Genomic DNA, 23484 nt, shown 5'->3' with positions numbered 1-23484 from the left:
AGGCAGACCATGAATAAAGACAACGTGAAATTGGCCATTGCGCCGATCGGCTGGACCAACGACGACATGCCCGATCTGGGCAAGGAAAACACCTTTCAGCAGTGCGTCAGCGAAATGGCGCTGGCCGGCTTCACCGGCAGCGAAGTGGGCAGCAAATATCCGCGCGATCCGGCGGTGCTGAAGCCGATGCTGGATATTCGCGGCATCCAGATCTGCAACGCCTGGTTCAGCACCTTTTTCGCCGATGGTCAGAAAGACAAAACCATCGATGAATTTATCAACCACATGAATTTCCTGCATGCCATGGGCGCCAGGGTGATCGGCTGTTCCGAACAGAGCAAGAGCATTCAGGGCACCACCAAAGGGGTGTTCGAAGAGAAGCCGTACTTCAGCGATGAAGAGTGGCGGCGGGTGGCCGACGGTTACAACGAGCTGGCGAAGATCGCCGCCGGCAAAGGCATGCAGGTGTGTCTGCACCACCACATGGGCACCGGCATTCAGACCACCGCCGAAATCGATCGCTACATGAGCATGGTCAACGACGACGTCTACCTGCTGTTCGATACCGGCCACGCCTACTATTCGGAAGGCAGCCAGCAGGCGATGATGGCGATCCTGGAGAAGTATCTGCCGCGCATCAACCACGTCCATCTGAAGGACGTGCGCGATGAGGTGGTGGCGGAAGTGAAGGCCAACAAGCTGAGCTTCCTCGACGGCGTGAAGAAGGGCACCTTTACCGTGCCGGGTGATGGCGTGATCGACTTCAGGCCGGTGTTCAAGCTGCTGGACGAGCGCGGTTACAAGGGATGGATGGTGGTGGAGGCCGAGCAGGATCCGGCGCTGGCCAACCCGTTCGAGTATGCGGTGAAAGCGCGCCGCTATATTCGGGAAACCGCCGGCATTTAAGCGGTAAGGGGCAATAAAACTCGAGGGGCGCCGCCAGCGCCCCTTTTTGATGGCGGCGCGTTAGCCGCCGAGCGTTCGCCAGGTGGCAACCTGGCTGCCCGGCCACGGCGTGGCGGCATACACGCCCCGGGCGATCGCCCGAGCCAGGGTGTCCGCCGCCAGCGCGCCGATCTGCAGCACCGCCAGTTCGCGGCTGCCCTGTACCTCGCGCCGCCCGGTGGACAGGGCGAACACCACGTCGCCGTCAAACGGGCTGTGCAGCGGGCGAATAGCGCGCGCCATGCCGTCTTGCGCCATGATGGCCACCCGTTTCAACTCCACGCGCGTCAGCGCCAGATCGGTGGCGATGCAGGCCAGGGTGGTGTTCTTTCTGCCGCCCTGCGGCTCTTGCACCATCCAGTCTTCGCCCTGAGCGTGCAGTTGCGCCAGCGCCGCCGCGCCGCCGTTGCCGAATTCACCGTCAATTTCATAGGGCGTCGCCCAGAAGGCGCGGGTGCCGGGCGCTACCACCGCACCCAGGCTGTTGACCGCCACCAGCGCGCCGACGGTAGCGCCGTTGGCGGCGACGATAGACGCCGAACCGAGGCCGCCTTTCAGCTTGCCCATGCCGGTCATGGCGCCGTAGCCGGCGCCGACGGTGCCCAGCGGAAAGTCCAATCCAGCCTTGCCGACCGCGTCGATGCCCAACTGGCGATACGGCGGCGTGAGCTGCCAGTTTTTGTCACCGCCGTTGGCCAGATCGTACAGGCAGGCGGTGGGCACGATCGGGGAGACCGGCACGCCGGGCGCTGGGCGCAGCGCGTAGCCTCGGCCCTGTTGCCCCAGCCAGGCCGCGACGCCGTCCGCCGCCGCCAGGCCGTAAACTGAACCGCCGCTGAACGTCAGCGCATCGATGGTTTGCACCAGATTGTCTTCGCCCAAGGCGTCGGTTTCCCGGGTGGCGGGGCCGCCGCCGCGCACGTCCACGGCGGCCATCGCCGGGCTGTCCGGCAGGATCACCGTCGCGCCGGTGCGCACCCGGCTGTCCTGCGCCACGCCGACCTTCAGGCCGGCACATCGGTAATCAGGTTGCGGGCGCCAGGGCGCCCGGTGGCGGAAGTTGGCATAGCGGCACCTAATGGGGTGAGGGGAGAGAACATGCCGGCGGCGGCGGTCAGGCCGGCCAGCGCTTGTAAAAAAGTTCGGCGGTTGATGTTAAGGGGCCGGCGCAGCGGCCCCTGCGGGGGGATGAGATCACGCATCTGCGCGTGGCTGCCCGGAGCGCAGACGCGCCATATGGTAGGCATCGACCAGCACGCCGTCGCGCATGGCATAGGCGCGGCTGGTGCCCTCTATCTCAAAGCCGAATTTGCGGTACAGCGCGATGGCCGCCGGGTTATCGGTGAACACCGTCAGTTCGATGCGCTCGATGGCCGCCCAGTTGTCGCACAGGTCGAGCATCGCCTGCATCAGGCGGCTGCCGACGCCTTTACCGTGGTAGCGCGGATCGACGCCGATGCCGAAGGTGGCGACGTGGCGGCGGCGAACGCGCTGATTCAGCATCACAACCAACTGGCCGGCAAGCTGCCCGTCGATGATGGCGGCCAGGTTATGCGTGCCCGGTTCGGGATTGGCGAGGCGCTTCTGCCAGGACTCGACGGACGGTAGCGGGAGCTGCAGCGTATCGCGGTAGACGGGCGTCTGAGAATAAAGATGATGCAGGGCCTGCGCATCCGTTGTTTCCACGTGGCGTATCACGATCTCGCTCATCTCGCTGCTCCTGTCGCTTACCGGTTGAATAACCTCTGAATTTATCCGTTTACTGCCTTGAGTCAATATTATTTAAACGGGTCAAAAAAAACGCTTTACAGGTGCGAATGATAATGATTATTATTGCGATGCGTTCCGGGGAGGGCATCAACCCTTGATACTCTCGCTGCGAAGGCACGACATTGCTCACATTGCTTCCAGTGTTTACTTAGCCAGCTCGGGTGCTGGCTTTTTTTTTTGCCATTTTTCAGTCGTTCCCGCTTTCAACAAATCCGCTGCCCATCCGCCGTTTCATTTCATCGAAATTTTTGAACAGAGGCATGAGTTTTTTACGCTTTCTTATTCTGCTGGCAGGACTAGACTGTAAAAAAACATTGAGGAGAGTTGAATATGATTTATGTACGTAAAGCGGAAGACCGCGGCCACGCCAATCATGGCTGGCTGGATAGCTGGCACACCTTCTCATTTGCCGATTACTACGATCCGAACTTTATGGGGTTCTCGGCGCTGCGGGTGATCAACGAAGATGTGATCGACGCAGGGCAGGGTTTCGGTACCCACCCGCATAAAGACATGGAAATCCTGACCTACGTGCTGAGCGGCACGGTGGAACACCAGGACAGCATGGGCAACAAGGAGCAGATCCAGGCCGGCGAATTCCAGATCATGAGTGCGGGCACCGGCGTGCGTCACTCCGAGTACAACGCCAATCAGGATCGTCCGTTGCACCTGTACCAGATTTGGATCATCCCGGATCAGGTCGGGCTGGAGCCGCGCTACGAACAGCGCATGTTCGACGCGCCGCAGGGCCGTCAGCTGGTGCTGTCGCCGGATGCGCGTGACGGCTCGCTGAAGGTGTTCCAGGACATGACGCTGTCGCGTTGGGCGCTGAATAAAGGTGAGCAGGCGGAATACGCGATCGACGCCGGACGCCGCATTTGGATCCAGGTGGTGCGCGGCAAGGTCTCGGTCAATGGCCAGGCCGCCGGCATCAGCGACGCGTTTGCGGTGTGGGATGAATCGGCGCTGACGATTCAGGCCGACGAAGAGAGCGAAATCCTGCTGTTCGATCTGCCGCCGGTGTGATTAAGCGGTAAATATCAAGGGCTCACGGTGTGAGCCCTTGAAGTGAGTGATTCGCCTGCCGACGTTGCCTGACTTAACGCCGGCAAAACATATAAAAACAAGAAAAATCAATTTATTGATTTTCGGCTGCTCGTCACAAAGGGGGAGAAACCACGCTTTTTCCCCCTTTGTCTGCGTATGAAGGGCTCACGGTGTGAGCCCTTTTTGCGTTGGCCGTCGCATAACCGACAATATCGGCGCGCCGTTTTTTTTGCTAAAATGACTGCCCATTCACGGTTAGTCAGTTCATTGATAATGAAGAAAAAACGGCCGGTACTCCAGGATGTGGCGGACAAGGTGGGCGTGACCAAGATGACGGTGAGCCGTTATCTGCGCAATCCCGACCAGGTTTCCGCCGCCCTGCAGCAAAAAATCGCCGTCGCGCTGGATGAGCTGGGCTACATCCCCAACCGCGCGCCGGACATTCTCTCCAACGCCACCAGCCGGGCGATTGGCGTGCTGTTGCCGTCGCTGACCAACCAGGTGTTCGCCGAAGTGCTGCGCGGCATCGAAAGCGTGACCGACGCGCACAACTACCAGACCATGCTGGCGCACTACGGCTATCTGCCGGAGCGCGAAGAAGAGCGTCTGACCTCGCTGCTGTCTTACAATATCGACGGTTTGATCCTGTCCGAGCGCCACCACACGCCGCGCACCCTGAAGATGATCGAGGTGGCGGGCATTCCGGTGGTAGAGCTGATGGACTGCGTCTCGCCGTGCATCGATCTGGCGGTGGGCTTCAACAACTTCGAGGCGGCGCGCCAGATGACGCAGCAAATCATCGCGCACGGCCACCGTCACGTGGTCTACTTCGGCGCCCGTCAGGATGAACGAACTATCATCAAACAACAGGGGTATGAGCAGGCGATGCGTGAATCCGGCCTGGAGCCGTACAGCATCATGACCGCGCGTTCTTCCTCCTATTCCGCCGGCGGCGAGCTGCTGCGCCAGGCGCAGCGCGATTATCCGCAGATCGACAGTATCTTCTGCACCAACGATGACCTGGCGATCGGCGCGGCCTTCGAGTGCCAGCGACAGGGGCTGTCGATCCCGCAGGACATGGCGATCGCCGGTTTCCACGGCCATGACATCGGTCAGGTGATGGTGCCGAAGCTGGCCAGCGTGCTGACCCCGCGCGAGCGCATGGGGCAGATCGGCGCCGAGCGCCTGCTGGCCCGGCTGCGCGGCGAAACGGTGTGCCCGCGCATGGTGGACGTCGGTTTCACCGTGATCCCCGGCGGCAGCATCTGAGCCATTTTAACGTTCTGTTTTAACACCCTTTCTTTTTGCAGCGCGCCCTGAGGCGCGCTGGTTATCCCGCCTGTAAGCCCGCCGCTCGTTGCCGACATAAGTTTGATCTCTGTCCCAGAACGCGAATTTTAGCCGCTTACCCGGTTCCGAGGCTTATGTTGTTACCGGTATCATGATACCGGTAACAACGAGTGGGCGGTCATCTTGCTGCAAGACTGAACCTCTGAATCAACAACACCTACAGCTCTTCTTAAACACCGGGAAAGAGCCTAAAAATAAAACAACCGCACGCTTTACGCCTATCGTAAAGAGAGTCGCGATAAAAGGTTGGAGAAAAACTATGCCATTAGTGATTGTTGCAGGCGGCGTAGCGCTGCTGCTGCTGCTGATGATCCGCTTCAAGCTGAACGGCTTTATCTCTCTGGTTCTGGTTGCTCTGGCGGTCGGGATTGCACAGGGGATGCCGGTCGATAAGGTCATCGGCTCCATCAAGGCCGGCGTGGGCGGCACGCTGGGCAGCCTGGCGCTGATCATGGGCTTCGGCGCCATGCTCGGCAAGCTGCTGGCGGACTGCGGCGGCGCACAGCGCATCGCCACCACGCTGATCGACAAGTTCGGCAGAAAACACATTCAATGGGCGGTGGTGCTGACCGGTTTCACCGTCGGCTTCGCGCTGTTCTACGAAGTGGGCTTCGTGCTGTTGCTGCCGCTGGTGTTCACCATCGCCGCCTCCGCGCGCATTCCGCTGCTGTACGTCGGCGTGCCGATGGCCGCCGCGCTGTCGGTGACTCACGGCTTCCTGCCGCCACACCCGGGCCCGACCGCCATCGCCACCATCTTCCATGCCGACATGGGTAAAACCCTGTTGTACGGCACGCTGCTGGCGATCCCGACGGTGATCCTGGCCGGCCCGGTCTATGCCCGCTTCCTGAAAGGCATCGACAAGCCGGTGCCGGAAGGCCTGTACAACCCGAAAACCTTTACCGACGCGGAGATGCCGAGCTTTGGCGTCAGCGTCGCCACGTCGCTGGTGCCGGTGATCCTGATGGCGCTGCGCGCGGTCGCTGAAATGGTGCTGCCGAAGGGTCACAGCCTGCTGCGCTTCGCCGAGTTCTTCGGCGACCCGGTGATGGCGACCCTGATCGCCGTGCTGATCGCTATCTTCACCTTCGGCCTGAACCGCGGCCGCACCATGGATGAAGTGATGGGCACCATCACCGATTCGATTAAAATCATCGCCATGATGCTGTTGATCATCGGCGGCGGCGGCGCCTTCAAGCAGGTGCTGGTGGACAGCGGCGTCGAGAAGTACATCGCCGGTCTGATGGAAGGCAGCAACGTTTCGCCGATCCTGATGGCCTGGTCGATCGCCGCCGCGCTGCGTCTGGCGCTGGGTTCCGCCACCGTGGCGGCAATCACCGCCGGCGGCATCGTGGCGCCGCTGATCGCCACTACCGGCGTCAGCCCTGAGCTGATGGTGATTGCGGTCGGTTCCGGCAGCGTCATTTTCTCGCACGTCAACGATCCGGGTTTCTGGCTGTTCAAGGAGTACTTTAACCTGAGCATCATGGAAACCATCAAATCCTGGTCAGTGCTGGAAACCATCATCTCGGTGTGCGGCCTGGTGGGCTGCCTGCTGCTGGCGACGGTCGTATAATCTTTATCCGGCGCCCTGCGGGGCGTCGGCGTTCCAAAGTATCTTTATCAGTCGGGACGCATTTGGCGCTCGCGCCAGTTCCCATAAGGGCATGACACAATGAGCAATCCGCAGAATCACGTATTTATCCTGATGGGCGTGTCCGGCAGCGGCAAATCCGCCGTAGCCAGCGCCGTCGCCCGCGAGGCCGATGCCGCCATGCTGGACGGCGATTACCTGCATCCGCGCGCCAACATCAACAAGATGGCTGCCGGGCATGCGCTGGACGACAACGATCGCGCCCCGTGGCTGGCGGCCTTGAACGACGCCATCTTCGCCATGCAACGCACCAATCCCGTGTCGCTGCTGGTCTGCTCGGCGCTGAAGAAAAGCTATCGCGACCGCCTGCGCGAAGGGAATAGCAACCTGCATTTCCTCTACCTGAAAGGCGACAAGGCGGTGATCGAGGAGCGCCTGAAGCTGCGCAAAGGTCATTTCTTCAAACCGCAGATGCTGGTTTCGCAGTTCGCCACGTTGGAAGAGCCGGGCGAGCAGGAGCCGGATGTGCAAGCGATCGACATCAACCAGCCGCTGGACGGCGTGGTCGCCGATACGCTCGCCTATATTCGCCGCGTTACCGCCCGCTGAGCGCGGGCCGTTGTCGGCGCCGCCAGGCGCCTACAGCTTCATGTAAGCCCGCACGCCGTCCAGGAACATCTGGGTCGACAGCATCACCAGAATCAGCCCCATCAACCGCTCCAGCGCGCTGACGCCTTTGCTGCCCAGCAGGCGCAGGAACAGGTTCGACATCAGCAAAATGGCCGCAGAGAGGCCCCAGGCGATCAACAGCGCCGCCACCAGATGGGGCAGCTGATGTGGATACTGGTGCGACAGCAGCATCAATGCAGCCAGAATCGACGGCCCGGCCACCAGCGGGATCGCCAGCGGCACCAGGAACGGCTCCTCGCCGGCGGACAGCCCGGAGCTGTTTCCTTCCTGCGAGGGGAAAATCATCTTGATGGCGATCAGAAACAGGATGATGCCGCCGGAAATGGAGACGGTTTCGGTGCGCAGGTTGAGGAACGCCAGAATTTTCTCGCCGGCGAACAGGAAGATCAGCATCAGCAGCAGGGCGATCAGCAGCTCGCGAATCAACACCACGCGGCGGCGGCGCGGTTCCAGGTGTTTGAGCACCGACATGAAAATCGGCAGGTTGCCCAGCGGATCCATAATTAAAAACAGCAATACCGTAGCGGAAATCATCTCTGTCATGGTGCCCTCGTGATTGGGAAAACGCCTCGGCCTTTTCGGCCGCGTCCTTGCCTGTACCCTATGGATTTCAAATTGCAGCTAGGCGCCCAGCGATCGCATCCCCAGGAGCTTACTCAAGTAAGTGACTGGGGTATGACAAATCTGCCGGGAGCAGATTTGAACGCTGCTCGCAGCGGCCCCTTGGGGCGTGGCCCACGGATGGGCCACGTAACTACGTGCAGGTAACAACGCTGCAGTTTGAAAGACGACGGCTATATAAGAAGGATTGCTGAGAAATCCCCAGCCATCGAATAAATTCACTTTGCGCCCGCGCCGACATTTTGTAAGGTGAGGAGATATTGCACACAACTCGTTATCACCTAATAAGCCCTTATCCGGGCGGGACACAGATATCATGAAAAACGTTGGTTTCATCGGTTGGCGCGGAATGGTCGGCTCGGTTCTCATGCAACGCATGACGGAAGAGCGCGATTTCGACGCCATTCGCCCGGTCTTTTTCTCCACCTCGCAGCACGGTTCTGCCGCGCCGGCCTTCGGCGGCCAGCAGGGCACGCTGCAGGATGCCTATGACATCGACGCCCTGAGCGCGCTCGATATCATTATTACCTGTCAGGGCGGCGATTATACCAACGAAGTTTATCCTAAGCTGCGCGCCAGCGGTTGGCAGGGTTACTGGATCGACGCGGCCTCGTCGCTGCGCATGCAGGATGACGCCATCATCATTCTGGATCCGGTCAACCACGCGGTGATCCAGCAGGGCCTGGACAAAGGCATCAAAACCTTCGTCGGCGGCAACTGCACCGTCAGCCTGATGCTGATGTCCCTCGGCGGCCTGTTCGCCAACGATCTGGTGGAGTGGGCGTCGGTTGCCACCTACCAGGCGGCCTCCGGCGGCGGCGCGCGCCACATGCGCGAACTGCTGACCCAAATGGGCATGCTGCACGCCGATGTGGCGAAAGAGCTGCAGGATCCGGCCTCCGCCATTCTGGATATCGAACGCAAGGTGACCGAGGCGACCCGCAGCGGCAAACTGCCGACCGACAACTTCGGCGTGCCGCTGGCCGGCAGCCTGATCCCGTGGATCGACAAGCAGCTCGACAACGGCCAGAGCCGTGAAGAGTGGAAAGGCCAGGCGGAGACCAACAAGATCCTCAACACCGGCAGCGTGATCCCGGTCGATGGCCTGTGCGTGCGCGTCGGCGCGCTGCGCTGCCACAGCCAGGCGTTCACCCTGAAGCTGAAAAAAGACGTGTCGCTGCCGGAAATCGAGCAGATGCTGGTGACGCACAACGACTGGGTGCGCGTGATCCCGAACGACCGCGAGCTGACCATGCGCGAACTGACGCCAGCGGCGGTGACCGGCACGCTGAATACGCCGGTCGGCCGTCTGCGCAAGCTGAATATGGGGCCGGAGTACCTGTCGGCGTTCACCGTGGGCGACCAACTGCTGTGGGGCGCGGCCGAGCCGCTGCGCCGCATGCTGCGCATCCTGCTGTAAACCCATACTTCCTGGGGGCTGAGCGCTTTCAGCCCCCTAACGCCTTATTTTCCGCTTTTTTGTTCGCTGCGCGCCGCGTCGGGCAGCGTTATCGCAAGTCTCGTTTCATTGGGCTGTACCCCGCATCTCTTCTCGTCGGCCGCCGCATGCAGATGCCGTCAGGCTGGCAGTTTTCTTAATGAAGAATTTTCCTCACCAATGCCGAGCAGTTTTTAACAGACATTGGCTATGCTTAACGCAGGGGTGAACACTTTTTCACCATGACTGAAATATTTCAAAAAATAAGCATAAAGAGCGAAATTCAGGTCGGCAGAGTAAAGATTGGTCAATAACCGACCGCAATCACGCTTTAGAGTCCGAATGCATTGCATGATGACCAAAACGGCCAAGGAATAACCAACAAGCCGTGCTTAGATCATGCTGTTAATCTAAGGAAGAAGACTATGCCTGTACTTCCCGATCGTGACGTGATTGATCAGATCATCTCCGGCCATTACGCCGATCCCTTTGCTCTGCTTGGCATGCATGCGACCGATAACGGTCTGCAAGTGCGCGCGCTGCTGCCGGACGCCGGCGCAGTCTGGCTGGTGGAACAGCAAACCGGCCGGCGACTGGTGCAGCTGAACTGCGACGATCCGCGCGGTTTCTTCAGCGCCGTGGTGCCGCGGCGAAAAAATCCTTTCCGCTATCAGCTGCAGGTCAGCTGGCGCGATCATCAACAGATCGTCGACGATCCCTACCGGTTCGGCCCGCTGCTGCAGGATATCGACAGCTGGTTATTGGCCGAAGGTACGCACCTGCGCCCCTATGAACGGCTGGGCGCTCACCTCGTCACGCTGGATGGCGTCGACGGCGTCAGCTTTGCGGTCTGGGCGCCCAACGCGCAGCGCGTCTCGGTGGTGGGGGAATTCAACTTCTGGGACGGCCGCCGCCACCCGATGCGTCTGCGGCGTGAGAACGGCATCTGGGAGCTGTTCTTGCCCGGCGTGCGGGCCGGGCAGCTGTACAAATATGAAATCGTCGATTGCTATGGCAATACCCAACTGAAAGCCGATCCTTACGCCTTTGAGGCGCAGATGCGCCCGGATACCGCCTCGCTGGTGGCGCCGCTGCCGGAGGTGGTGCCGCCGACGCCGGCGCGCCGCCGCGCCAACGATTTTGACCAGCCGATCGCCATTTACGAGGTGCATCTCGGCTCATGGCGCCGCCACACCGATAACCACTTTTGGCTCAGCTACGGTGAACTGGCGGTGCAGCTGATCGACTATGTGAAGGACATGGGATTCACCCATATCGAGCTGCTGCCGGTCAACGAGCACCCGTTCGACGGCAGCTGGGGCTACCAGCCGCTGGGGCTGTATGCGCCGACCCGGCGCTTCGGCACGCCGGCCGACTTCAGGGCGTTTGTGGCGGCGGCGCATGAGGCGGGCATCAACGTGATCCTCGACTGGGTGCCGGGGCACTTCCCCAGCGACGCCTACGGCCTGGCGAATTTCGATGGCACTGCGCTGTACGAATACGCCGATCCGCGCGAGGGCTACCATCAGGACTGGAATACGCTGATTTACAACTACGGTCGCCACGAGGTGCGCAACTACCTGGCGGGCAACGCGCTGTATTGGCTGGAGCGCTTCGGCATCGACGCGCTGCGGGTGGATGCGGTGGCGTCGATGATCTATCGCGACTACAGCCGCGCCGACGGCGAGTGGGTGCCGAATTACTACGGCGGCAACGAGAATCTGGAGGCCATCGCCTTCCTGCGTTATACCAACCAGACTATCGGCCAGGCGCAGCCGGGCGCGGTGACGCTGGCGGAGGAATCCACCGACTATCCCGGCGTCACCCTGCCGCCGGATGCCAACGGCCTTGGGTTCCACTACAAATGGAACCTCGGCTGGATGCACGACACGCTCAATTACATGAAGTGCGATCCGGTGCACCGCAAGTATCACCACAACCAGATGACCTTCGGCATGCTGTACGCCTATACCGAGAACTTCGTGTTACCTATCTCGCACGATGAAGTGGTGCACGGCAAAAAATCGGTCCTCGACCGTATGCCGGGCGACGCCTGGCAGAAATTCGCCAACCTGCGCGCCTACTACGGCTTTATGTGGGCGCATCCGGGTAAAAAGCTGCTGTTTATGGGCTGCGAGTTTGCGCAGGGGCGCGAGTGGAATTTCGATACCAGCCTCGATTGGCATTTATTGGAAGGGTTGGATAACTGGCACAACGGCGTGCAGCGGCTGGTGCGCGATCTGAACCACTGCTACCGGCAGCAGGCGCCGCTGTACGAGCGTGACTACCGGCCGGACGGCTTCGAGTGGCTGGTGGTCGACGATCACGACAACTCGGTGTTCGCGTTCGCGCGCTACGATTCGCAGGGCAATGAGCTGATCGCCATCAGCAACTTTACCCCGGTGCCGCGCTACCGCTACCGCATCGGCCTCTCTCGCGCGGGTGACTACCGCGAGATCCTCAATACCGATTCGCACCACTATCACGGCAGCAACGCCGGCAATCAGGGGCGGGTCTCTTCCGAAGCGGTCGGCAGCCACGGCCGCGACTTCTCCATCTGCGTAACGCTGCCGCCGCTGGCGACCATTTATCTGCTGCGGGAGGCGCCATGACGGAGCTGACGGCCGGCCTCGCCGCGCCGCTGGGCGCGCATTACGACGGCGAAGGCATCAACTTTACCCTGTACTCGGCGCACGCCGAGCGGGTGGAGCTGTGCCTGTTCGACGGCCAGCAGCGCGAAGTGCGCCTGCCGTTGCCGGCGCGCAGCGGCGATATCTGGCATGGCTACTTACCGGGCGGCAGGCCGGGGCAACGTTACGGTTACCGGGTCTACGGCCCGTTTGACCCGGCGAACGGACAGCGTTTTAACCCCAACAAACTGGCGCTCGATCCGGCCGCGCGCGCGGTGGAAGGGCCGGTGGCGGATCACCCGCACCTGCACGGCGGTTACGAGCAGCCGGACCCGCACGACAGCGCGGAGCTGATGCCGAAGTGCGTGGTGGTGGACGAACAGTATGACTGGCAGGACGATCGCCCGCCTGCCACGCCCTGGGGACAGACGGTGATTTACGAAGCGCACGTGCGCGGCCTGACGCTGCTGCACCCGCAGATCCCGCCGGCGCTGCGCGGCAGCTTCGCCGCATTGGGGCACCCGGCGATGATCGCCCACTTCAAACGCCTCGGCATCACCGCGCTGGAACTGCTGCCGGTGCAGCAACATACCTCCGAACCGCGCCTGCAGCGGCTGGGGCTGATCAACTATTGGGGCTATAACGTGCTGGCGCCCTATGCGCCGGACAACCGCTACGCCAGCCTGAGCACCGGTGCCACGCCGCTGAACGAATTCCGCGATGCGGTCAAGGCGCTGCACAAAGCCGGCATCGAGGTGATCCTCGACGTGGTGTTCAACCACAGCGCCGAGCTGGATATGGACGGGCCGATGCTGTCGCTGAGCGGCATCGATAACCTGAGCTACTACTGGCTGACGCCCGAAGGGGACTATGTCAACGACACCGGCTGCGGCAACACGCTGCGGTTGGATCAGCCGCAGGGCGTGGCCTGGGTGATGGATTGCCTGCGTTTTTGGGTGCGGGAGTGCCACGTCGACGGCTTCCGTTTCGATCTGGGCAGCGTGCTCGGCCGCACGCCGGGGTTCGATCGCGATGCTCCGCTGTTCCAGGCGATGCTGGCGGACGATGTGCTGTCGCGCTGCAAGCTGATCGCCGAACCCTGGGACATTGGCCCTGGCGGCTATCAGGTAGGGGCGTTTCCCGGCCGCTTCGCCGAATGGAACGATCATTACCGCGATGACATGCGTCGTTTCTGGCTGCAGAGCGGCGTATCGCTCGGCCAGTTCGCCCGGCGTTTTGCCGCTTCCAGCGATCTGTATAACCAGCGCGGGCGAGCGCCTTACGCCACCGTCAATATGCTGACCGCCCATGACGGTTTTACCCTGCAGGACGTGGTCAGCTTCAATGAGAAACACAATCAGCCCAACGGCGAGGGCAACCGCGACGGCAGCGATCGCAATTTCAGCAACAACCACGGCGTCGAAGGCCTGGTCGCCGACTACGCCATTGTGCAACGCCGCAGGGCCAGCCAGCGGGCGATGCTCGCCACGCTGTTGCTGTCCCAGGGAACGCCGATGCTGCTGGCCGGCGATGAACAGGAACACAGCCAGCAGGGGAACAACAATGCCTATTGTCAGGACAACGCCACCACCTGGCTCGATTGGGCCACGGCGGACGACGCGCTGACCGATTACGTCGCGGCGCTGATCGCGCTGCGCCGCCAGATCCCCGCGCTGCAGCAGGACCGCTGGTGGCAGCAGGACGACGGCAGCGTGCAGTGGCTGAACGCGCAAGGGCAGGCGCTCGACGCGCAGCAGTGGGAGCAGGGCGAGCCGCTCATGCAGATCCTGCTGTCGCAGCGCTGGCTGCTGCTGATCAACGCCACGCCGCAAACGACGGAGATGAGGTTGCCGGAAGGCGATTGGCAGGTTGTCGCCCCGTTCACTCAGGAAGACTCACGGGCGGTATTGCCCGCCTGGCACCAGGCCGCGCGCTCGCTTTGCGTACTGGTACGGAAATAATAAAAGGAGTCCGCTATGGTTAGGTTTGAAAATAAAGACCCCCTGATGTTGGCGCGCCAGCTGCCGATTAAATCCGTAGCGCTGATCCTGGCCGGCGGCCGCGGTTCACGTCTGAAAGATTTGACCTCCACCCGCGCCAAGCCCGCTGTCCACTTTGGCGGCAAATTCCGCATCATCGACTTCGCCTTGTCGAACTGCCTGAACTCCGGCATCCGCCGCATCGGCGTGATCACCCAATACCAGTCGCACACGCTGGTGCAGCACATTCAGCGCGGCTGGTCGTTCCTCAACGAGGAGATGAATGAGTTCGTCGATCTGCTGCCGGCCCAGCAGCGCCTCAGCACCGAGCATTGGTACAAGGGCACCGCCGACGCGGTGTACCAGAACCTGGATATCATCCGTCGCTACGAGGCCGAATACGTGGTGATCCTGGCGGGCGATCACATCTACAAGATGGATTATTCGCGCATGCTGATCGACCACGTCGAGAAGGGCGCTCAGTGCACTGTGGCTTGCCTGCCGGTGCCGCGCAGCGAAGCCGGCGAATTCGGCGTGATGAAGGTGGATGAAAGCGACCGCATCATCGAGTTTCTGGAAAAGCCCGCCGATCCGCCGGCGATGCCGGGCAACCCGGATATGTCGCTGGCCAGCATGGGCATCTATATTTTTAATGCCGCCTACCTGTTCCAACTGCTGGAAGAGGATATGTCGACCCCCGGCTCCAGCCACGATTTCGGCAAGGATCTGATCCCGAAAATCACCGCGCAGCAGGCGGCGTGGGCGCATCCGTTTACCTTGTCCTGCGTGACGTCCAACCCCGACTTGCCGCCTTACTGGCGCGACGTGGGCACGCTGGACGCTTACTGGCGCGCCAATCTCGATCTGGCGTCGGTGACGCCGGAGCTGGACATGTACGACCGCGCCTGGCCGATCCGCACCCACATGGAACCGCTGCCGCCGGCCAAGTTCGTGCAGGATCGCTCCGGTAGCCATGGCATGACCATGAATTCGCTGGTGTCCGGCGGTTGCATCGTCTCGGGCTCGGTGGTGGTGCATTCGGTGCTGTTCCCGCGCGTGCGAGTGAACTCGTTTTGCACCATCGACTCTACCGTATTGTTGCCGGACGTGAACGTCGGCCGTTCCTGCCGCTTGCGGCGCTGCATCATCGACCGCGCCTGCCATATTCCGGAGGGCATGGTGATCGGGGAAAACGCCGATGAGGACAGCAAGCGTTTCTATCGCTCGGAAGGCGGCATCGTGCTGGTGACGCGCGAAATGTTGTCAAAATTGTGAGTTAACGTGGGGGGCAGAACGATAGCCTGCCGCCCGATGAACGGTTCGATGGCTTGCGCAACGCGGCACACATAACAGCGGCAAGCCTGCTTTATTTCTTATCCAGAGGCCTTCGGCCGACTTTCAGGAGTGATAATGCAGGTCTTACACGTATGTTCTGAAATGTTCCCCCTGCTGAAAACGGGCGGACTCGCAGACGTGGTTGGCGCGCTGCCGGCGGCGCAAATCGCCGAAGGCGCCGATGTTCGGGTGCTATTGCCCGCTTTCCCTGACGTACGCAACGGCATACCCGACACCGTGCTGGTGGCGGAGATAGACTCGTTCGCCGGCCGTGTCGGCCTGCGTTACGGCACCTACCATGGCGTGGGCATTTACCTGATCGATGCGCCCTGGCTGTATGACCGGCCGGGCAGCCCATACCACGATCAGTCCATGTACGCCTACCCCGACAACCACCGGCGCTTTGCGCTGCTGGGCTGGATGGCCTGCGAGCTGGCCAAGGGGCTGGATCGCTACTGGCGTCCGCAGCTGGTGCACGCCCACGACTGGCATGCCGGCCTGAGCTGCGCCTATCTGGCCGCCAACGGCCACCCGGCGCGTTCGGTGTTCACCGTGCACAACCTGGCCTATCAGGGCCTGTTCTCCGCCCATCATGTGACCGAGCTGTGGCTGCCGGCGTCGTTTTACGATGTCTATGGCCTGGAGTTCTACGGCCAGATGTCGTTCCTCAAGGCCGGGCTGTTTTATGCCGACCACGTAACCGCCGTCAGCCCGACCTATGCGCGCGAGATCACCCGGCCGGAGTTTGGCTACGGCATGGAGGGGCTGCTGCAGGAGCGGCAGCGGCAAGGCAGGTTGAGCGGCATCCTCAACGGCGTGGACGACAAGATTTGGGATCCGGCCCACGACCCGCGGCTGAGCGCCCGCTACGACGCCGACGATCTGAAAAGCAAGGTCAAAAACAAGCTGCATCTGCAAAAGGCCATGGGGCTGAAGGTGGACGAATCGCTGCCGGTGTTCGCGGTGGTGAGCCGATTGACTAGCCAGAAAGGCCTCGATCTGGTGCTGCAGGCGCTGCCCGAATTGCTGGCGCAGGGCGGGCAGTTGGCGCTGCTGGGCGCCGGCGACGCGGTGCTGCAGCAGGCGTTTCTGGCCGCCGCCGCCGACTACCCTGAGCAGGTCGGCGTGCAGATCGGTTATCACGAATCCTTCTCCCACCGCATCATCGGCGGCGCCGACGTCATTCTGGTGCCGAGCCGCTTCGAGCCCTGCGGCCTGACGCAGCTCTACGGCCTGAAATACGGCACTCTGCCGCTGGTGCGCCGCACCGGCGGACTGGCGGACACGGTCGTGGACTGCGCGCTGGAGAACCTGGCCGACGGCACCGCCAGCGGATTCGTGTTCGACGATTGCGACGCCGTCGCGCTGGGCAACGCCATCCGCCGCGCCATGGTGCTGTGGAGCCGGCCGAAACACTGGCGCCACGTTCAGCGCCACGCCATGAGCGTGGACTTCGGCTGGCCGGTGGCGGCGAAAGAGTATTTATCGCTTTATCAACGCTTGTAGCCCGCGATTCGCGTCGCGGGTTGACGCGCGGCGGGCAACCGTAAGGGTAGATTGTCGGGGCGCAGCGTACCGCGCCCATGTTCAGCGGGGCCAGCTATTCCGCGGCGGATGGCTGGGCTCCCCATTAGGGATTAAAAGCCATGACTTCACCGTTTAGTTACACCTCACCTACGGTCAGTGTGGAAGCGCTGAAACATTCCATTGCCTATAAGCTGATGTTTATCGTCGGCAAGGATCCGGCGATCGCCAACCGCCACGACTGGCTCAACGCCGTCCTGTTCGCGGTGCGCGATCGCATGGTGGAGCGCTGGCTGCGCTCCAACCGCGCCCAGCTGTCTCAAGACGTGCGGCAGGTGTATTACCTGTCGATGGAGTTTCTGATCGGCCGCACGTTGTCGAACGCGCTGCTGTCGATGGGCATTTATCAGGACATCAACAACGCGTTGAACGAGATGGGGCTGAACCTGGCGGAGCTGCTGGAGGAAGAGAACGACCCCGGGCTCGGCAACGGCGGTCTGGGCCGGCTGGCGGCCTGCTTCCTCGACTCGCTGGCGACGCTGGCGCTGCCGGGGCGCGGCTACGGCATTCGCTATGAGTACGGCATGTTCAAGCAGAACATCGTCAACGGCCAACAGATGGAATCGCCGGACTACTGGCTGGAGTACGGCAATCCGTGGGAGTTTCCGCGCCATAACACCCGCTACAAGGTGCGCTTCGGCGGCCGCGTGCAGCAGGAGGGGGCCAAGGCCCGCTGGCTGGAGACCGAAGAAATCGTGGCCATCGCCTACGATCAGGTGATCCCCGGTTTCGACACCGACGCCACCAACACGCTGCGGTTGTGGGGCGCGCAGGCCAGTAACGAGATCAACCTCGGCAAGTTCAATCAGGGCGATTACTTCGCGGCGGTGGAAGATAAAAACCATTCGGAGAACGTGTCGCGCGTGCTCTATCCGGACGATTCGACCTCCTCCGGGCGTGAATTGCGCTTGCGACAAGAGTATTTCCTGGTGTCGGCCACGGTGCAGGATATTCTCAATCGCCATTGGCTGATGCACAAAACCTTCGACAACCTGGCGGACAAGATCGCCATTCACCTCAACGACACTCACCCGGTGTTGTCGATTCCGGAGCTGATGCACCGGCTGATCGACGAGCACAAGTTCAAGTGGCTCGACGCCTGGGAAGTGGTGGAGCAGGTATTCTCCTACACTAACCACACGCTGATGAGTGAGGCGCTGGAGACCTGGCCGGTGGACATGCTTGGCCGCATCTTGCCGCGCCATCTGCAGCTGATTTTCGAGATCAACGATCACTTCCTCAAAATGGTGCAGGAGGTGGCGCCGGGCGACAACGATCTGCTGGCGCGGGTCTCGATCATCGACGAAACCAACGGCCGTCGGGTGCGCATGGCGTGGCTGGCGGTGGTGGCCAGCCACAAGGTCAACGGCGTTTCCGCCCTGCATTCCGAACTGATGGTGCAGTCGCTGTTCGCCGACTTCGCCCGGCTGTTCCCGACTCGTTTCTGCAACAAAACCAACGGGGTGACGCCGCGTCGTTGGCTGGCGCTGGCCAACCCGCCGTTGGCGGCGGTGCTGGACGACTGCATCGGCCAAACCTGGCGCACCGATCTCAGCCAGCTGAGCGAGATCAAGGCCAACATCGATTACCCGAGCTTCCTGCAGGCGGTGCAGCGCGCCAAGCGGCAGAACAAGGAGCGGCTGGCGCTGTACATCGCCAAAACGCTCAACGTGGTGGTTAACCCGGATGCGCTGTTCGACGTGCAGATCAAACGCATCCACGAGTACAAACGGCAGTTGCTCAACGTGTTGCACGTCATCACGCTGTATAACCGTTTACTGGCCGACCCTGATATCGAGCGCGTGCCGCGGGTGGTGATCTTCGCCGGCAAGGCGGCCTCGGCCTACTATGCCGCCAAGCAGATCATCCGCCTGATCAACGACGTGGCCAAAGTGATCAACAACGATCCGCGCGTGCATACCCAGTTGAAGGTGGTGTTCATTCCGAACTACGGCGTCAGCCTGGCGCAGATCATCATCCCGGCGGCGGATCTGTCGGAACAGATCTCGCTGGCGGGCACCGAAGCCTCGGGTACCAGTAATATGAAGTTCGCGCTGAACGGCGCGCTGACCATCGGCACGCTGGACGGCGCCAACGTCGAGATGCGCGAGCACGTGGGGGAGGAGAACATCTTTATTTTCGGCAATACCGCCGAGCAGGTCGAGGAACTGCGCCGCAACGGTTACAACCCGCGCCAGTACTACGAGCAAGACCCAGAACTGCATCAGGCGCTGACGCAGATCGCCACCGGCATGTTCAGCCCTGAGGAGCCGAAGCGCTATGGCAATTTGTTCGACTCGCTGGTGAACCTCGGCGACCACTATCAGCTGTTGGCGGATTACCGCAGCTATGTGGACACGCAGGACAAGGTGGACGAGGTGTATCTCAATCAGGACGAGTGGACGCGGCGCGCGGTGCTGAATATCGCCAATATGGGTTACTTCTCATCCGATCGCACTATTCAGGAATATGCGGATGAAATTTGGCACATTAAGCCGGTGAAGCTGTAAAGCGGGACAGGAAAAAAGCAAAGGGCCGGATAACCGGCCCTTTTTCGTTACGCTGCGGCTCAGGAAGCCAGCGACAGCGCTTTCGTTTTCGCGTGTTCCGCCAGCCAGGCTTTCACGCGCGCCTGCTGCGCTTCGTCCAGCCACATGCCCAGCTTGGTGCGGCGCCAGATAGCGTCGTCCAGCTCCACGACCCACTCTTTCTCGGTCAGGTAGCGCAGTTCGGCTTCATACAGACCGTGGCCGAAATCTTCGCCCAGATCGGCGAGGCCGTTGGCGCCGGCCAGGATCAGCTCGCTCTGGCTGCCGTAGGTGCGGGCATAGCGGCGCGCCAGGGCTTCCGGCAGCCAGCCGTGCGCACGGCGCAGTTTGGCCGCGTAACCGTCGCGGTCGCCGTCGATGTCACCGCCCGGCAGCGTGGCGTTTTTGGTCCACGCCGGGCCGCAGCCTGGGTAGTAGTGGGCCAGTTTTTCCATCGCATGTTCGGCCAGCTTGCGATAGGTGGTCAGCTTGCCACCGAAGACCGACAGCAGCGGCGCTTTGCCTTGCTCGTCGTGCACGTCCAGCGTGTAATCGCGGGTGATCGCCTGCGGTGAATCGGATTCGTCGTCGCACAGCGGACGCACGCCGGAGTAAGTCCAGACGATGTCGTCGCGGCCCAACTGCTTCTTGAAGTGATCGTTGTACACTTTCAGCAGATAAGCGATTTCACTCTCGTCGATCTTCACGTCTTTCGGATCGCCTTTGTACTCCACGTCGGTGGTGCCGATGATGGAGAACTCGTCATTCCACGGGATCACGAACACGATGCGGTGGTCTTCGTTCTGCAGAATGTAAGACTGCGGCTGATCGTGCACGCGCGGCACCACGATGTGGCTGCCTTTGATCAGACGGATGCCGTAAGGCGATTTCAGCTTCAGGCCGTCGTCGAAGAAGTTTTTCACCCATGGGCCGGTGGCGTTCACCAGGCCTTTGGCGCGCCAGGTGAAGGTTTTGCCGCTGTCGATATCGACCGCTTCCACCATCCACAGGCCGTTTTCGCGCCATGCGCGGGTCACTTTGGTGCGGGTGCGCACTTCGCCGCCGCGTTTTTCCACTTCCTGCGCGTTCAGCACTACCAGGCGAGCATCGTCGACCCAGCAGTCGGAATATTCGAAACCGCGCTTCAGTTCAGGTTTCAGCACCGATTCTGGTCCAAAGCGCAACCCCTTGCTGCCCGGCAGGCTGGTGCGTTTGCCCAGGTGATCGTACAGGAACAGGCCGATACGGATCATCCAGGCCGGACGCAGATGCGGCTGGTGCGGCAGGCGGAAACGCATCGGGAACGCGATGTGCGGCGCCAGTTTCAGCAGCACTTCACGTTCGGCCAGCGCTTCGCTCACCAGCCGGAATTCGTAGTGTTCCAGGTAGCGCAGGCCACCGTGGATCAGTTTGGAACTGGCGGAAGACGTAGCACAGGCCAAGTCTTGCGCTTCCAGTAGCAGTACCGACAGCCCGCGCCCGGCAGCATCCGCCGCGATGCCGGCACCGTTGATGCCGCCACCGATAACGATCAAGTCTTTGGTTTCCACGTCATCTTCCTCCAGATGTTCGAAATAGCTCTTTCATGTTCGTTTTCGCTCATGATTGTAATCAAAAACCAACAAGCAAGCCAAGACTTAACCAAACAAAAACATTTAGGCGTGATAGAGGTAACAGTTTGGTGATGATAGTCACACAAGTAGCATGGATATGGCGCGGGCGCGCAAACGGCAGTCGGTGAGGGGGGCTAAAGGGATGAAACGGGGCGGCGGCGCGCCCCGAAGGTTAAGGCCGAATCAGCACAGCTCCAGCTGCACGTCGTACTGTTCGATGATTTTCATCACGCTCGGCGGCGGCAGCTGGTCGGTAAACAGGTAGTCGATCAGGTTCATGTTGCCCAGGTTGACCATGGCGTTGCGGCCGAACTTGGAGTGGTCGGTCACCAGCATCACGCAGCGGGAATTTTCGATAATCGCGCGTTTGGTGCGCACTTCGTGATAGTCGAATTCGAGCAGCGAGCCGTCCATATCGATGCCGCTGATGCCGAGAATGCCGTAATCGAGACGGAATTGGGAGATGAAGTCCAGGGTGGCTTCGCCCATGATGCCGCCGTCGCGGGTGCGCACTTCGCCGCCGGCCAGGATCAGGCGGAAGTCTTCTTTGGCGGTCAGCAGGGTGGCGACGTTAAGGTTGTTGGTGACCACGCGCAGGTTCTTGTGGTTCATCAGCGCATGGGCCACCGCCTCCGGCGTGGTGCCGATATCGATGAACAGCGTGGCGCCGTCCGGGATCTGGCTGGCGACGCGCTGCGCGATGCGGGCTTTCTCTTCCGACCACATCACCTTGCGATCGTTATAGGCAGCGTTGACCGAGCTGGAAGGCAGCGCCGCGCCGCCGTGGTGACGCTGGATCTTGTTCTGGTCGGCCAGGTCATTCAAATCGCGGCGAATCGTTTGCGGGCTGACGTCAAAATGCTCGACCAGCTCTTCCGTGCTGACGTAACCCTGCAGGCGCACCAGCTCGATAATTGCGTCATGACGCTGTGTTTGCTTCACGATAATCCCCTAAAACGCCCGCTATGCCCGCTGGGCATAGCTCCCGGCTGTTATTGTTCGTTGTGTGCGCGATGACGCGTATCCCAAAATGCCATCAATAACCCTAACACTAAACCGGCTACGTGTGCCGCGTTGGCGATCGACATTCCTAAAATATCGAAATATCCGGCCACCAGCCACAGTACCGAGAACACCATCAGGCCGCGCGGCAGCATCAGGCCGCGCTCCGGCGCCCGTTCGCCCGACAGCCAGACATAGCCCATCAGCGCATAGACCACGCCCGACAGCCCGCCGAACAGCGCGCCGCTGAACAGCGATTGCGCCCAGCCGCTGAAGAACGCCGACACCACCGCCAGCACGAACAGCTTGCCGGCGCCGAGGCGTTTTTCCATCTGGCCGCCGAGATACCACCACCACATCAGGTTAAACAGGATATGCAGCAGGGAGAAATGCAGGAACGCATGGCTGATCCAGCGCCATAGCTGGGTGTATTGGCTGCTGTCCTGCGGCCAGGAGAGCCAGTACATCACGGTATCGTCGCCGAGCGCCTGCATCAGAATATAGACTGCGATGCACAGCACCATCACGCCGAGCGTCAGCGGCCCGGCTTTGCTGCGCAGGGTGTGCAGGTAGGACTCGCTCTGATAGTGCAGGCCAGCGTCGGTATGGCCGGTCTGCCAGCTGGCGGCCTGATAACGGCGGTTGAGCGGATCGACCAGAAACTGCTGCAGCTCGTGTTGCACCTGCTCGAGATGACCTTCGTCGGCCAGCCAGATTTCCGCCGCCTCGCCGCTGTTGCGCAGCTCAAGCCGGATGCCCTGGGTCGCCATATAGTCGACAAAGGCCAGCGCCAGGCGCGGGTTGGATACGGCGATTACTCTAACCATTGCTCTTCCGTCGTAAGTGAATGATTTTGGCCGCCGCTTGCGCGCCGGCGACCCTGACGGCCGATTATAACGTCGAAATCCTGAGCGCTGGCAAACGGATCTGCGAAAAACCCGCGAAAACGCGCATAAAAACGAAGGGGAAGCCCGCCGACGCACGGCGGGGAGCGGGGATCAGGCTGAGGTTTCCACGTCTTGCGGATACTGACGGGCCCAGGCCTCGAAGCCGCCGTCGATGCTGTAGACCGCGTCGAACCCCTGGTGCAGCAGGTATTGCGCCGCGCTGCGGCTGCTGTTGCCGTGGTAGCACATCACCATCACCGGCCGCTCGAAGTCGTTTTGTTGCATAAAGGCCGACAGGGTGGCGTTGGTGAGGTGAAAGGCGCCCGGCGTATGCCCGGCTTCAAAACTTTGCGGATCGCGGATGTCGACCAGGGCGGCGCTGCCCTCTTTCCAGAGGCTGTAAGCCTGTTCAACGTTGATCGCTTCGAACTGTTCCATACTGCTGACTGCCTCATTATTGGGGGACGCCGC

Annotated in this window: 17 protein-coding genes and 1 pseudogene; 11 read left to right on the top strand and 7 right to left on the bottom strand. The window is 61.4% G+C overall.

The features are described from left to right. Positions 1–9: 9 nt before the first annotated feature. A complete protein-coding gene (gene iolE / locus SERRSCBI_RS22300; RefSeq protein WP_033645315.1) occupies positions 10–906 on the top strand; it encodes a myo-inosose-2 dehydratase in 897 nt (298 codons plus the stop codon). Between the two features lie 60 nt (positions 907–966). Here iolE and SERRSCBI_RS22295 read toward each other — a convergent pair. Both SERRSCBI_RS22295 and SERRSCBI_RS22290 read right to left on the bottom strand, forming a co-directional pair. Further along, positions 967–2147 (bottom strand): annotated as a pseudogene (locus SERRSCBI_RS22295) (P1 family peptidase). Further along, positions 2140–2655: a GNAT family N-acetyltransferase gene (locus tag SERRSCBI_RS22290; RefSeq protein WP_033651759.1), complete on the bottom strand. Its 516-nt coding sequence runs from the start codon at positions 2653–2655 to the stop codon at positions 2140–2142. Before SERRSCBI_RS22290 ends, SERRSCBI_RS22295 begins: the two are co-directional and overlap by 8 nt. 390 nt (positions 2656–3045) lie before the next feature. Between SERRSCBI_RS22290 and SERRSCBI_RS22285 the strand changes: the two genes are divergently transcribed. The 4 genes from SERRSCBI_RS22285 (at position 3046) to gntK (ending at position 7315) form a co-directional block, all read left to right on the top strand. Continuing rightward, positions 3046–3741: a pirin family protein gene (locus SERRSCBI_RS22285; RefSeq protein WP_033651758.1), complete on the top strand. Its 696-nt coding sequence runs from the start codon at positions 3046–3048 to the stop codon at positions 3739–3741. Positions 3742–4035: 294 nt separating this feature from the next. After that, on the top strand, positions 4036–5031 hold the full coding sequence (gene gntR / locus SERRSCBI_RS22280) for a gluconate operon transcriptional repressor GntR (RefSeq protein ID WP_004930833.1): 996 nt from the start codon (positions 4036–4038) through the stop codon (positions 5029–5031). A 340-nt stretch (positions 5032–5371) separates the two neighbouring features. Further along, a complete protein-coding gene (gntT, locus tag SERRSCBI_RS22275; protein WP_004930830.1) occupies positions 5372–6688 on the top strand; it encodes a gluconate transporter in 1317 nt (438 codons plus the stop codon). 99 nt (positions 6689–6787) lie between these two features. Next, complete coding sequence (gene gntK, locus SERRSCBI_RS22270) at positions 6788–7315, top strand: gluconokinase (protein ID WP_042785518.1); 528 nt, start codon at positions 6788–6790, stop codon at positions 7313–7315. Between the two features lie 30 nt (positions 7316–7345). Here the strand turns inward: gntK and SERRSCBI_RS22265 are convergent, their stop codons facing one another. Continuing rightward, positions 7346–7939, bottom strand: coding sequence for a YhgN family NAAT transporter (locus tag SERRSCBI_RS22265; protein ID WP_025159894.1), 594 nt, complete (start codon positions 7937–7939; stop codon positions 7346–7348). Positions 7940–8333: 394 nt separating this feature from the next. On the opposite strand from SERRSCBI_RS22265, the gene asd reads away from it, so the two are divergent. The 6 genes from asd (at position 8334) to glgP (ending at position 19493) form a co-directional block, all read left to right on the top strand. Continuing rightward, positions 8334–9437, top strand: coding sequence for an aspartate-semialdehyde dehydrogenase (gene asd, locus SERRSCBI_RS22260; RefSeq protein WP_042785517.1), 1104 nt, complete (start codon positions 8334–8336; stop codon positions 9435–9437). 443 nt (positions 9438–9880) lie between these two features. Beyond that, positions 9881–12067, top strand: coding sequence for a 1,4-alpha-glucan branching enzyme (glgB, locus tag SERRSCBI_RS22255; protein WP_042785516.1), 2187 nt, complete (start codon positions 9881–9883; stop codon positions 12065–12067). After that, positions 12064–14046 carry a glycogen debranching protein GlgX gene (gene glgX, locus SERRSCBI_RS22250; protein WP_042785515.1) on the top strand — a complete coding sequence of 661 codons (1983 nt, stop codon included), beginning with the start codon at positions 12064–12066 and terminating at the stop codon, positions 14044–14046. Before glgB ends, glgX begins: the two co-directional genes overlap by 4 nt. Positions 14047–14061: 15 nt before the next feature. Then, complete coding sequence (gene glgC, locus SERRSCBI_RS22245) at positions 14062–15339, top strand: glucose-1-phosphate adenylyltransferase (RefSeq protein WP_004930810.1); 1278 nt, start codon at positions 14062–14064, stop codon at positions 15337–15339. Positions 15340–15474: 135 nt separating this feature from the next. Then, positions 15475–16905 (top strand): glycogen synthase GlgA, encoded by a 1431-nt coding sequence (glgA, locus tag SERRSCBI_RS22240; RefSeq protein WP_033645308.1) that lies wholly within the window; start codon positions 15475–15477, stop codon positions 16903–16905. A 140-nt stretch (positions 16906–17045) separates the two neighbouring features. Continuing rightward, positions 17046–19493, top strand: a complete 2448-nt coding sequence (glgP, locus tag SERRSCBI_RS22235) for a glycogen phosphorylase (protein WP_042785514.1) — start codon at positions 17046–17048, stop codon at positions 19491–19493. 59 nt (positions 19494–19552) lie between these two features. Here glgP and glpD read toward each other — a convergent pair whose 3' ends face one another. The 4 genes from glpD to glpE form a co-directional block, all read right to left on the bottom strand. After that, positions 19553–21061 carry a glycerol-3-phosphate dehydrogenase gene (gene glpD, locus SERRSCBI_RS22230; protein ID WP_042785513.1) on the bottom strand — a complete coding sequence of 503 codons (1509 nt, stop codon included), beginning with the start codon at positions 21059–21061 and terminating at the stop codon, positions 19553–19555. A 246-nt stretch (positions 21062–21307) separates the two neighbouring features. Beyond that, positions 21308–22066, bottom strand: a complete 759-nt coding sequence (locus SERRSCBI_RS22225) for a DeoR/GlpR family transcriptional regulator (protein ID WP_004930797.1) — start codon at positions 22064–22066, stop codon at positions 21308–21310. A gap of 50 nt (positions 22067–22116) precedes the next feature. Beyond that, on the bottom strand, positions 22117–22953 hold the full coding sequence (gene glpG / locus SERRSCBI_RS22220) for a rhomboid family intramembrane serine protease GlpG (protein ID WP_033651754.1): 837 nt from the start codon (positions 22951–22953) through the stop codon (positions 22117–22119). Positions 22954–23124: 171 nt separating this feature from the next. Beyond that, positions 23125–23451 (bottom strand): thiosulfate sulfurtransferase GlpE, encoded by a 327-nt coding sequence (glpE, locus tag SERRSCBI_RS22215; protein WP_033645305.1) that lies wholly within the window; start codon positions 23449–23451, stop codon positions 23125–23127. Between the last annotated feature and the right edge of the window lie 33 nt (positions 23452–23484).

Source organism: Serratia sp. SCBI, from assembly GCF_000747565.1.
Taxonomy (GTDB): domain Bacteria; phylum Pseudomonadota; class Gammaproteobacteria; order Enterobacterales; family Enterobacteriaceae; genus Serratia; species Serratia ureilytica.
This window is presented reverse-complemented; position numbering and strand designations above follow the sequence as displayed.